Raw genomic sequence first — 12,564 nt, 5'->3', positions numbered from 1 at the left:
AATGATCTTCTTAGGCAGATCAACCATACTAGATTAGGAAATAAAAATAACAATAAGGAGCAGTGATGGCTAAGTTACGTTTTCAGCATACTATTGCTGCTTTATTGGTTATTGCTAGCAGTTCGGTATTAGCCGCTGATATCGAAAGTAAAACAAGCATCAGCTATGGTGACGGAGAGCATCTCAACTTGTCTACCCGTAGCCAACTAAACAATTGGTATTTAACTGGATTTAACTCCAGCCAGTTTGTCAGTAACGGCGAACAAGATAGCAACCAAGAATGGTTTTTCAATGGTGGCTACCAACACAAATTATACAACGAGCTGTCGCTATTTGTGGAAGCCGGTGTCAATAACCAATACGACGATATTGCAACACGCAAGGGTTTCAATTTGTCTACGGGTGTGAACTACCAACCACTTAAAAGTTTATCTATTCAAAGTAAGTTAGTTCAAGTTCACCAGCCAAAATTCGACAACACCGAGAATAGCTTAGAGTTGTCGAGCACCTATCACCTTTTAAACAACATCGATGTTAAAGCGGTTTATCAAATTGAAGCCCAAAAAGAGCAAACTCAGCAACAAGTTCAATTTGGCTTAGGCTACCGCTTCTAAACAAAACCTTCAGGCAAGTTTAGCATCTGTTGGCTGATCAATACGCCATTCTCGTCTGCATATAAATACATCCCTGAATCTATAGACACTCCAGCAATGCTGACAGTGCCATCAACCTCTCCCAACCCTTTACGTTCAGTTTTCATTGGGCAAGCTGCCAACGCTCGAACACCTAGATCAATAGTGTTAATGGTGGTTACGTCTCGAATAGCCCCATTAATGACGACCCCAGCCCAACCATTGATATAGGCAGAATCAGCGATCAAGTCGCCCATTAATGCGCGTTGAAGATCTCCTCCTCCATCTACCACTAATACCCGCCCCTCGCCCGCAGTGGCCAGCAGCTCTTTTACTCGGCTATTGTCTTGCCAGCATTTTACCGTCACCACTTCGCCATGAAACAGCCTTTTTAAACCATAAATCTGAAATACCGGCGCGAATAACTGGACTTGCTCTGGGTAGAGATCGCATAACTCGGGAAGTAAATCTTGCATCTAATCATTCCTTGATAGCAGTAAGCATGAGCCTGTCATAATTAAAGCACTGTGAAGGTCTAAGGCCAAGTAGCAAATACTTCTATACTCGACTTTCACTGGCCACTTGGCATAACTCGTCAATAAGCCCAGATACGCCACAGCCTTGTTGATTAATTAACGAACATACAACAATCACAGCAAATTATTAAAACTTTCCCTAAAGTTACCTTACAAAGCTGTTTTGCTTCAAGGCATTAGCGCCCTTTAAACATGTAAGTTAATGACAACTTAAGCGCAGGTTAACAATGCGATTTATAAGCATTAAGTACCAACGACAAGAAAAGGTAGCGGCAAGCTTTTGATATCTAAGGCTAGACTTGCTGAAAGCTAGCGCTTAACGACAGAAAACAAGATGTAGTTTATTTTCAGTAATGTTTGCTGAAAATGACAATAATGACTAATTCCGATTGATTTGAATCAAATCCATCGCAGAAAACGTAAGCTTTTTTCAGACTCAAGTTGTTATATCACTGTTAAGCCAATAGAATATGTTTATTGCTTGTAACGAACAATGCATTTAGAAGGTGTCTCTCGCTGATTTATCACGCGTTTTGAACAAACTTATTGCCTATTTTTTTGCCATTCAACGAGTTTTAACACAAACTCAACATGGAAGAATTTGTAGCGTTTGCTTTACCTTCTATATAGCTACTTGTTCGCAAGCCACTTTATTCTAAACAGCATTGGGGAAGACCATGACACCAAATATTTTAATTGTCGAGGACGAATTGGTCACTCGGAATACGCTAAAAAGCACTTTTGAAGCCGAAGGCTACAATGTGTTTGAAGCTATCGACGGCAATGAAATGAATAGCATTCTGGAAGCACATTCGGTTCACCTAATTATCATGGATATCAATCTTCCTGGTAAAAATGGTTTGTTGCTGGCCCGTGAACTTCGCGACCGCGAACAAATAGCCTTAATGTTTTTAACTGGCCGAGACAATGAAGTAGATAAAATCTTGGGCTTAGAAATAGGCGCCGACGATTACATTACTAAGCCATTTAATCCTCGTGAACTTACCATTCGCGCTCGCAACTTGCTAAACCGCACCGTAAACGGTCAAGCAGCCAGTGAAGACAAAGGCACAGTTGAAGAATATCGCTTCAACGGATGGGCCCTAGATATCAATAGTCGCTCGCTAATTAGTCCTAACCAAGAAACTTACAAACTGCCACGTAGTGAGTTTCGTGCCATGTTGCACTTTGTTGAGAACCCAGGACAAATACAAACTCGCGCAGACTTATTGAAAAAAATGACAGGCCGCGAGCTAAAGCCGCATGATCGTACTGTAGATGTAACGATTCGTCGCATTAGAAAGCACTTTGAATCGATACCTGAAACGCCTGAAATCATCGCGACGATTCACGGTGAAGGCTATCGTTTTTGTGGTGAAATCGAATAAGTAATAAATAAACACCAAAACCTCGCAGTTTCGCGAGGTTTTTTTATACTTGCAAGATGCTCAAATTATGAGCAGCCCAGCAAGCTTTTACAAAATTGAACAATTAAAAAGCCACATTTGTGAATTATAAATCGACATTATTTTGATCGACATGCTGATTTGTAGTTATTTTTCTACATATCCTTTTGTGATCAATCTTGTATAATGTGCGCAGATTTTTTTACTAGTATCCTTAACGGAGAGTCACTTCAATGAAGAAAACCAAAATAGTTTGTACCATTGGTCCAAAAACTGAATCGGTAGAAATGCTAACTAAGTTAGTTGAATCAGGCATGAACGTTATGCGCCTTAACTTCTCGCACGGCGACTTTGCAGAACACGGCGTTCGCATCAACAACCTTCGCGAAGTAGTGAAAAACACTGGCAAGTCAGCCGCTGTTTTACTAGACACTAAAGGCCCTGAAATCCGTACTATTAAATTAGCTGGCGGCGACGATGTTAGCTTAGTAGCGGGTCAAGAGTTCACTTTCACTACTGACCAAACAGTGATTGGTGATGCCACTCGCGTAGCCGTAACTTACACAGGTTTTGCTGCAGACTTGAAAGTAGGCAACATCATTTTAGTAGACGACGGTCTAATTGAAATGGAAGTTATTGCCGTTTCTGACGACGAAGTTAAGTGTACTGTTCTTAATAACGGTGACCTAGGCGAAAACAAAGGTGTTAACCTTCCTGGTGTAATCGTTCAACTTCCTGCTCTTTCTGCTAAAGACAAAGGCGACTTAGTATTTGGTTGTGAGCAAGGCGTTGATTTCATCGCTGCATCTTTCATTCGTAAAAAAGAAGACGTTTTAGAAATTCGTCAACTACTTAGCGAAAATGGTGGCGAAAAAATCCAAATCATCTCTAAAATCGAAAACCAAGAAGGTGTAGATAACTTCGACGAAATTCTAGAAGTGTCTGACGGTATCATGGTTGCTCGTGGTGATTTAGGTGTTGAAATCCCAGTTGAAGAAGTAATCTTCGCGCAAAAAATGATGATTGAGAAATGTAACCGTGCACGTAAGTTGGTTATTACTGCAACTCAAATGCTTGACTCAATGATCAAAAACCCACGCCCAACTCGCGCAGAAGCTGGCGACGTTGCTAACGCAATCTTAGACGGTACTGACGCTGTAATGCTTTCAGGTGAGTCTGCTAAAGGTAAATACCCTGTTGAAGCGGTATCTATCATGGCAACTATTTGTGAGCGTACTGATGCAGTAATGCCTTCTAACCTTGATCCAGCTCGTGATAGCGGTAAATTACGTATCACTGAAGCGGTATGTAAAGGCGCAGTAGAAGCATCTGAGAAGCTAAGCGCTCCTCTAATTGTTGTTGCTACTGAAGGCGGTAAGTCAGCTAAGTCTGTACGTAAGTACTTCCCTAAAGCTAACATCCTAGCTATTACTACCAACATCAAAACTGCAGCTCAACTTTGTTTGACTAAAGGTGTTGTTCCTCACGTAGTAGACAGCATTGAAAGTACTGACGCGTTCTACGTATCAGGCAAAGAATTAGCGATTGCTTCTGGCCTAGCTAAGAAAGGCGACATCATTGTTATGGTTTCTGGTGCGCTAGTACCATCAGGTACTACTAACACTTCTTCTGTACACGTACTTTAATAGCAACGTTTACTGACGTTTAAAAAGGCGCCTTAGGCGCCTTTTTTATTGCTTGTTATTCAAGGGATGATAGGCACTGAGGTGCTCCATCTCCGTTAATATCGAATCAATCTGCTGTAACGCCAAACCATCAATATTGGCAGCCCTAGGATAAAGAGGTTGATGGCGGTCATCCACCCAGTGATGGACCCAGTAGTTGGTAGATAATAAAAACTCTCGAGCGTATTGCTCACTAATTGCTAAACACCCTCGCAAACACACATCTAAGTAAGATTGCAAAATAGGGCTAGTCGCTTGGGGGTGCCAATAATCATTAGCCACGTAGGTATAAATTTTGGCCGCTTGCTCTGGTAACTCAGATAAAACCTCTATTTGTGGTAGCTGTATACAGATACGCTGATAATCTCGTTCCCGTTCGTCTAACTCCGGCAAAAATGCTTCATCAAAGGGGATCAAAACCCCGTTCACACTGGCTTTTTCATCGGGGGCAATGACCACCGCTGAGCGATCGTCACCACTTTTCAAACCGCTCCAGTAACGTTGAAAGCCCTTTAACCTAGCGGCATAGGCGTGCTGTGCCGGAAACGTGCATTGCCGACAGTCGGCATCAATTAAGCTGCCATACCCAAAAATATAAACCATTTATTCTCCCTGCTTAAAACAGTGCTAATTGCTGGCTGTCACTGCCCACTGAGAAATCAAACTGTGAACAATCATTGTTTACTGCTGCGCCATTTAGCCATTGTAAACCTTGTTCCAAAGTAAACAACACGGGCATTCGGTGATGATATTCACTTAAGCTAGCCACTGCCGTTTGGGTCAAAACCACCATCGACTGGCTGTCATCTTGGGGCTCAGAAAAATACAGCCCCGCAATAAACAGGGGGGAGACTTGCTGGGTAGAAAACTCGAAGCGTTGCTGGTTACGCCACTCATGCCAAGCTTTAATAGGCACTAAGCAGCGCTGCTTTAGCCAAGCATTTTTAAAAGTGGTTTTATGCGCCGCCGACTCAATACGGGCGTTAATTAATCGTTGAGGGTGATAAGTCGACTTCACTCCCCAGGAATAACGTTCACACAGCAATTGCTGCCCGCTGAGAGACAAGGCCGGTAACCGCTGACCTGGTCGATATTGTTGGTTATCACCAAACTCTAAAAATAACGAATCTACACCAACGGCTTGTCTTATTTGGTACTCGCCGCCAATCATTACACTACCACACACAGTTTTACCTCACGCCAGAAATAAACCCAGTTCAGCTGCTAGCTAATCATTAATACAAACAGTACCATAAACCCTAGTAAACGCTTTCAAACTACTGGAAAAAAAGAGGTAACATGGACACCACTACCCGCAAGATGCAGGTTAGCAAGCGTATCGCGCTTGTGGCTCACGACCATAAGAAAGGCGCATTAATTAAATGGGCAAATAGGCATCGCGACGAATTAGTTAAGCACCAATTATTTGGCACTGGCACCACCGGTACGCTGTTAAGCCAACAAGGTTTTGAGGTAGAAGCTTTGCTGAGTGGCCCCATGGGTGGCGACCAACAATTAGGCGCCATGATTGCAGAAGGAAAAGTCGATCTAATGATTTTCTTCTGGGACCCACTCGATGCGGTACCGCACGACCCAGACGTTAAAGCCTTATTACGCTTAGCGGCGGTATGGAACATTCCTATGGCTACCAATCAAGCAACGGCTGACTTTATCTTAGCCAGCCGCCATTTTAATCAAGAGTTCTCAGTGGACGTTCCTGATTACGCAGGATATTTGAAACAAAGAACCGAGCCAAAGTAGTTTAAGCAGCGGTTCTGCTCTCTTCATCACCAGCGCGGATCCGAAATAACTTACCAGAGTGAGTTCTGTTAGCTTTGTAGTCGGCTTGTAAAAAACGGGGACGGATAGACTTTAAATGCTCTATTTGTTCCTCGTTCAATTTACCCACTGGCAACCCTAAGGCTTTATAGCTTAACAATGGCCGAGCGGCCAAATTGATCATCATGTCAACGTTGGTTCGTTGCTCTTGAACATGCTGCATGTTCATCGGTTTTAATACGCCGTTTTCCATCAAATTCATCACCGCGGGTTCAGCCAAAGGCAGGCTTAACACCGTGCGACGAGTTATCACAAACTCACGTAACACCGCTCGCTCTGAATGGTCAAGACACGCGACCATCGACGACAAACGATGTAACTCTCGGCGATGCTGCATACTGCGGCTTAAACTCGCTACCAACAACAACAAACTGCGACTGATAAAATAAGCCAAACCTGCTACACAGCTAATGGTTAATACCAAACTTAACTGAGGATTTAATCCAGCCTCTGGTAGCCATTGCTTAGGAATAACCAGTAGTAAGCCACTGGCTACCACCAACCACGCCATTAAAACGTCTAATACCCCCCAACGGGCAATTAACCTACTCAAAAATTCCATTGCTTCACTCTCCTGCCAAAATGCTGACGCTTGCAGGTAGTAATAGCAAGGCTTGTGCCAAAGAGTAAATTGACAGTGAGAGCGCTACGCTAAAACCTCAATGAAATTAAACACAAGGTTTAAGCGCTTACCCCCTCGGGCACTAAGGCTAAAGCGGCATGCATCACGTCGATACCGGCACCGCTTTTGTGAGCGTTTTCACTTAAATGTCTACGCCACGCTCTAGCCCCCACACAGCCTTGAAATAAACCTAATATATGACGGCTTATATGCTGTAAACGGCCACCAGCCGCTAGGTGCTGCTCAATATAAGGGAGCATTAATTCGGCCACTTGGTGACGGGTTAAGCTGGCTTCTTTACTGGCAAAAATTTGCTGGTCAACCGCCGCCAATAAGTAAGGGTTATGATAAGCCTCACGCCCCATCATTACGCCATCTAAGTGCTCTAAATGTTCTAGCGATTGCGCTAAGCTAGTAATACCACCATTTACACTAATAGTTAGCTGCGGGTAATCTTGCTTCACTTGATAAGCCCGAGAGTAGTCTAAAGGGGGGATATCTCTATTTTGCTTAGGGCTTAAGCCCGATAGCCACGCTTTGCGCGCATGAATAATAAAGGTTTCGCAGCCCGCCGCGGCAACCTGATCGATAAACGTACGTAGGAACGAGTAACTGTCTTGCTCGTCGATGCCAATTCGCGTTTTCACGGTAACCGGAATATTCACTTGCTGCTGCATAGTGCTAATACACTCTGCCACCAAGCTAGGCTCAGCCATTAAGCAAGCGCCAAACCGGCCGTTTTGCACCCGATCAGATGGGCAGCCTACATTCAGGTTAACTTCATCATAGCCTAGGTCTTCAGCGCGCTTTGCACACTCAGCTAACTCACTAGGGTTAGAGCCCCCTAACTGCAAGGCCACTGGGTGTTCTTGCTCAGAAAACCCTAAATAATCACCTTTACCATGAAGTATCGCCCCTGTTGTAACCATTTCGGTATATAACAAAGTCTGCTTACTCATCAAACGATGAAAAAAACGGCAATGTCTATCGGTCCAATCGAGCATGGGGGCTACCGAAAAACGGGATGATGAGTGCATATCAAGAACCTCTTTTAAATTCAAAAACACAGCGCACATCCTGCCGCTTTGTATTGTTCTATATTTTGTCCGATTCTAGCTTTGTTTAGCACTGAGGGACAAATAGTAGTCATTTTAGGGGACAACGTCGTCCCCCTTACGAACATAAGGCGGAGGATTATACAGCCGTAATGGGGTTGCTTCAATTGCAACTGCAAAGGTGTTTATTTGATCTCTCACTTTGAAACTTTCACAATGACTAAGAGATTCGAAATGACAAAAGCAACAATCGAAAAAGCAGGCAAGAACAGCACCCATACTGATTTTATTTCGACCATCCACTAACCTGTGACACTACGCGTCTCCCTTTAGGCGGCGCTAGTTGTCACACGCGGAGGTTAGGTTGATGCCGCAGAAGATATCTAGCCCTGCGACTATAAAGAACAAATAGAAGCTTCTTTGACCTTATTAATCAGCCAGACTATCGAGGGATCAACATTTCTCGATTTTGACCAATAAATCGATGCTTCGACTTTTTGGTCGATAAAGTCATTATCCAATATTTTTAAGTTGAACAAATCAATATTCGAAACCGCCATTTTACGAGAGAAAATAGCCAAACTATCACTATTTTTAACTGAAGATAACAACCCCCAATAACTTGCGACCTGCCGTTTAACTCTTCGTTTCTTTAATAGTTCTACACTATGGGGAGAAAAACTCTCGAAAAAATTCGCGTTGTCAGAGAGACTTGAAAGAGTGATATGTTGATTGTTTAAAAACTCCTCCTCTGAAATAGTTCCTTTCGAAAACAATGGATGGTTCTTACCACAGACCACTACCAACTCATCATCGTAAAATGTTTGAGACTTAATAAAAGGTGGTGTTTTGACAACCCCTTCGATCGCAATATCAATACTGCCTCCTCGTAACATATCTTTAGTCTCTTTGGTGCTGTGATTTTCAACCAGAAGCGTTACATGCGGAGCCTCTTCCTCTACTCTCCTAAAAAGATTTGGAATTAAAGTGTGCTCAAAAAGACTTATAGTAGAAATTCTAAATACACGCTTGCTCGACTTAGGGTCAAATTGAGTCCTTGTAGCAGATAGTGCGTCTAATCTTGAAATTGCATCCGCAATATCGGGGTATATTTCTAACGCAAACTCTGTCGGTCTAACGCCTAACTTTTCCCTTATGAAAAGTGGGTCATTATAGATATCTCTCAGTTTAGTGACACTTTGACTGACTGACGGCTGAGTAATGCCTAATCTCTTAGCTACCTTCGTGTACTTTCGCTCTTCAACTACTGCCGCAAAAACAGCTAACAAATGATACTCACTCGACTTCATACTTATAGCTTACCAATTAGATATAAAAATAATTATATCTAATAGTATCAGTTTTTTATCTAGAAAAATTAAACTCATCGGACATTACTGGATTGTTACATTCCAGAAAAATTCAAATAAAGCAATACCTATAAATCAATGTACGAAGGATGTACACAATGAAAAAAATAAGCTTCTTAGCAACGGCGATGACACTAGCGCTGTCCGGTTGTGGTAGCGATGACTCAAACCAATCTAATCCTACTCCAACGCCAGAACAAATCACGATAACAGCAATTGACGGTTACCTGTATAAAGCTAAAGTCTATATCGGTGATAACTGTGACATTTACAAAGGCTCCACCGATCAAAATGGTCAACTAACGCTTGACCTTACAGATGACATTATTGATCAAAAGGTGTGCATTACAGCCATCCCAAGCGAAACGATTGATATCACCCGCGGGGTTGTTGTTGATGAGTTTACCCTTGCGGCCCCTTCTGTACCAGAAAGCGCTGACGAGCCAGTCATTGTCAGTCCAATGACTAACCTTGTTGTCGAACAGATAGAGTATGCCGAAGAAAATGGCACTAAAATGACACAAGAAGAGGCCGAACAAGCGGTTGTTGAGTCCTTCAATATCAATGACAATGTGGTTTATACCGCTGAAGACATTTTTGGCGATTACGTTGCAGTAGCAGAGGGAGAAGGTGAAGAAGCAGAAAAAGCTAAAGCGGTCAACGTTGTTGGTGAAACGTTAGTAGATAATGATGATGTACTTGTTGACGTTGAAGATCAGCTAAGCGTTATTTCAGCTATTTCACAAGAAACATCAGACATTATTGCCGATGAAACCCAAGAGCTAAGTGATGATTATGCTCCAATTGTTCATACTGATGAAAATGGCTATCAAGGTATTGAGACAAACCATCGCCCGAGCGTTAATCTAGAGTTCTCGCAGCCAGAAGCGTTTGAACTTGGCGAATCAGTTAGTTACGATCTCTCCGCACTATTTTCTGATCAAGATACTAGCGATGTTCTGACTTATTCAGTTGATGCACAAGACAAAGCTGGAGCACTCATTGAGGGCTCAACTCTCACTATCACGCCAACGGAAACGGGTGTTCACAATGTATTGGCCTATGCCTCTGACGGTGTTTCTCGCTCTTACCCCTTGGTCATTGAAGTTGAAATATTTACACCCAATACTGCGCCAGTATTGAATGAGCAAAATACCGTACAGTCCGACCTTGATGCTTTAAATCTAACGGCAACCCAAAGTGTTGATGAACGTGTATCGATTAACAACTTATTTATCGATGCAGACAACGACGTCTTGACTTACGACGTAACAGACGTCACAGGGAATGGCTTAAGCATCAATGCTGATAACGAAAGCGCTGAGCTGCATATTATAGGAACACCAGAGCAAGAAGGTGTATTTACATTTCACGTGACAGCGAATGATGACCATCACCCTTCAGTAAGCGCCCTCCTAAAGCTAAATGTTGCAGAAGCACCGAATGCAGCACCAGAACTCAACACCGAAGTGCAACAGCGTATAGCCGATGAGCTAACAGCGCTTAATTTGCAGGTTGGTAATGTTGTTAATAGCGATATTAATCTTGACCAACTGTTTATAGATGACGATGTGTTGACGCTAACAGCGCAACATACGATCGAAGGGGTCAATACAACCATTCATGGTTCAACTCTTACGCTAACAGGCACACCTGAATCTTCAGGTGATGCCAATCTCAAGCTCTATGCAGATGATGGTGTGAACCCTCCTGAATTGGCATTGTTTACTGTACCTGTAGCAGAACAGGACTCTTCAGAACCTACAGACCCTGTAGTACCCGCTCCAGCCGCACGCTTTGAAGAGAGACACTTTATTGGCGGTGAGTGGCGTATGGGTGAGATTGGTGAAGATGAATTTGACCTAGAGATGGGTTGGGCTTCATTGATGAAAAGCCAAGATCAGCACTACTTCTGTTGGAAGAAAAGTATTGATATTGCGACACCGCAACAACTCGCTCAACTAGAGTTACCCGAAAATAAAACACTTATTATCAGCCCGAACAGTGATGATTGCTGGCCTGTTGAAATCCAACCGGATGGCACATTACTAGGTGACGGAGAAGTTTATACACCTGTTTATACATCAGAAAACAATGGCGACTATCAGGTTGTATTCAAAATTGAAAACGACTTGTTTTGGTTAGACTCGACTGAAAACTTGCCATTCAACGCGATGCTACCTGTCCCTGCGATGGATAACACCGTTTATCAAAGCATGGACTGGGATGACAGCTCCGGTGCTGATGAAGTGCGTTTTCTCAGCGCGGACTTTACTGTTAATCAGCAGAGTATCTACTCATCAGAGGTGACAAAATCAGGCACCTTCAAAGCTCGCGAACTAGATGGTTACGGCAGTTCACTACCTATGCATTGGACTGGTACTTGGGAAATTTCAACTTCGGGTGATGGTAAAGAGCTGTTGAGTTACAACTCACTGAATTCTGCCGACTACGAACAACATTACATGCGCCAATTTAATCAAGGTGAGTTACGTATTGTTGTTGGTCAACACGGAGATGAGATCGGTCAAAAAGTTGATATCGTATTAGAGTCTACCGATGATGCTCTATTGCGAAGTATCAATACTGTATGGGATCCCAAGTCAACGCTACCTTCACCTCTAGATCCTAACTTGCTCGAAGGGAAAACATTTTTCTTGACTGAGCATGGCTCTTCTAATGGAGAAGTCGACTTAACGCATCAAGTTGTATGGTGTGATGCATTCAAGTTTGAAAATGGCGAGTACTACGTTAACCAACGTAATGCTTCGAATAATACGACCTGCCCTACAGATGCCGATCTGGTTGTAGAAGGCAGTTACACTATCGATGCAGCAAGTGCAAACATTAAGGTTAATGCTGGTTTCTATTCGACCACATACACCGTGATTGGCGATGCTAGTGAGCTATCGCAGGGTGCCTTATCGGTTGTTTCATATGGCGAGCGAAAAGAGCACTTTACTGATAAAGCTGCTGTCGAAGCGCGATTAAATGCGAGTTCGAATGCAGGTGATAATAGCTTGGGTTTCTACCTGCCTACCAACCGAGATGGCTACTCTCAATTCGGTCAAGTTACTCTTAGCTTGACCGAGTCAAACGCCACAATAACCTTTGAGAAAGCCGTTGATGGTGATGACGTGACTTGTTCGCTTATTTCTGATTACTTCGAATCGTTTTGGTTAAGCTCTGGCGATAAGGCTGATTACAACTCGACATGTAGTAATAAAGCTCAAGGTAGTGCTTCGGTTACTATCCCTAGAACGGTATATGGCACCAAAGGTGAAAGTGCTACTTTATATAGCATCATTGGTACTTCAAACAACAAGTATCAAGAGTCTGTTAAATACAGTATTCAACCTAACGTTGCACAAACTAAATAATCACAGTAGCTAACTACATTACACGTAATACAAAGCCCT

General features: G+C 43.0%; 11 protein-coding genes. 5 read left to right on the top strand and 6 right to left on the bottom strand.

Features of this window, described 5'->3' with window-relative positions:
* Positions 1-65 precede the first annotated feature (65 nt).
* Entirely contained in the window at positions 66-614 is a 549-nt protein-coding gene (locus M0C34_RS03855; protein WP_248714339.1) for a hypothetical protein, read from the top strand.
* Here the strand turns inward: M0C34_RS03855 and M0C34_RS03850 are convergent.
* Entirely contained in the window at positions 611-1,108 is a 498-nt protein-coding gene (locus tag M0C34_RS03850; protein WP_248714338.1) for a putative 4-hydroxy-4-methyl-2-oxoglutarate aldolase, read from the bottom strand. The two genes, M0C34_RS03855 and M0C34_RS03850, sit on opposite strands and share 4 nt — an antisense overlap.
* A 737-nt stretch (positions 1,109-1,845) precedes the next feature.
* Between M0C34_RS03850 and arcA the strand changes: the two genes are divergently transcribed.
* Together arcA and pykF are read left to right on the top strand one after the other, a co-directional pair.
* Positions 1,846-2,556, top strand: coding sequence for a two-component system response regulator ArcA (gene arcA, locus M0C34_RS03845; protein ID WP_248714337.1), 711 nt, complete (start codon positions 1,846-1,848; stop codon positions 2,554-2,556).
* 251 nt (positions 2,557-2,807) lie between these two features.
* A complete protein-coding gene (gene pykF, locus M0C34_RS03840; RefSeq protein ID WP_248714336.1) occupies positions 2,808-4,220 on the top strand; it encodes a pyruvate kinase PykF in 1,413 nt (470 codons plus the stop codon).
* Between the two features lie 45 nt (positions 4,221-4,265).
* On the opposite strand, the gene M0C34_RS03835 is transcribed toward pykF, so the two are convergent.
* Positions 4,266-4,862, bottom strand: coding sequence for a gamma-glutamylcyclotransferase family protein (locus tag M0C34_RS03835; RefSeq protein ID WP_248714335.1), 597 nt, complete (start codon positions 4,860-4,862; stop codon positions 4,266-4,268).
* A gap of 13 nt (positions 4,863-4,875) precedes the next feature.
* On the bottom strand, positions 4,876-5,445 hold the full coding sequence (locus M0C34_RS03830; protein ID WP_248714334.1) for an SOS response-associated peptidase family protein: 570 nt from the start codon (positions 5,443-5,445) through the stop codon (positions 4,876-4,878).
* Positions 5,446-5,558: 113 nt separating this feature from the next.
* On the opposite strand from M0C34_RS03830, the gene M0C34_RS03825 reads away from it, so the two are divergent.
* Positions 5,559-6,020: a methylglyoxal synthase gene (locus M0C34_RS03825; RefSeq protein ID WP_248714333.1), complete on the top strand. Its 462-nt coding sequence runs from the start codon at positions 5,559-5,561 to the stop codon at positions 6,018-6,020.
* A gap of 1 nt (position 6,021) precedes the next feature.
* Here the strand turns inward: M0C34_RS03825 and M0C34_RS03820 are convergent, their stop codons facing one another.
* The 3 genes from M0C34_RS03820 to M0C34_RS03810 all read right to left on the bottom strand — a co-directional run bounded on the left by M0C34_RS03820 (position 6,022) and on the right by M0C34_RS03810 (position 9,085).
* The gene (locus tag M0C34_RS03820; RefSeq protein ID WP_248714332.1) at positions 6,022-6,660 is read right to left on the bottom strand and encodes a super-infection exclusion protein B; all 639 of its coding nucleotides are present in this window, start codon (positions 6,658-6,660) and stop codon (positions 6,022-6,024) included.
* 119 nt (positions 6,661-6,779) lie between these two features.
* Positions 6,780-7,757: a tRNA dihydrouridine(20/20a) synthase DusA gene (gene dusA / locus M0C34_RS03815; protein WP_248714331.1), complete on the bottom strand. Its 978-nt coding sequence runs from the start codon at positions 7,755-7,757 to the stop codon at positions 6,780-6,782.
* A gap of 413 nt (positions 7,758-8,170) precedes the next feature.
* Positions 8,171-9,085 carry a LysR family transcriptional regulator gene (locus M0C34_RS03810; RefSeq protein WP_248714330.1) on the bottom strand — a complete coding sequence of 305 codons (915 nt, stop codon included), beginning with the start codon at positions 9,083-9,085 and terminating at the stop codon, positions 8,171-8,173.
* A gap of 158 nt (positions 9,086-9,243) precedes the next feature.
* On the opposite strand from M0C34_RS03810, the gene M0C34_RS03805 reads away from it, so the two are divergent.
* Entirely contained in the window at positions 9,244-12,525 is a 3,282-nt protein-coding gene (locus tag M0C34_RS03805; RefSeq protein ID WP_248714329.1) for a putative Ig domain-containing protein, read from the top strand.
* Positions 12,526-12,564: the final 39 nt, after the last annotated feature.

It is taken from the genome of Agarivorans sp. TSD2052 (genome assembly GCF_023238625.1).
Lineage (GTDB): Bacteria > Pseudomonadota > Gammaproteobacteria > Enterobacterales > Celerinatantimonadaceae > Agarivorans.
The sequence above is the reverse complement of the archived record's forward strand: the minus strand, read 5'-3'. Positions and strand labels throughout refer to the sequence as shown.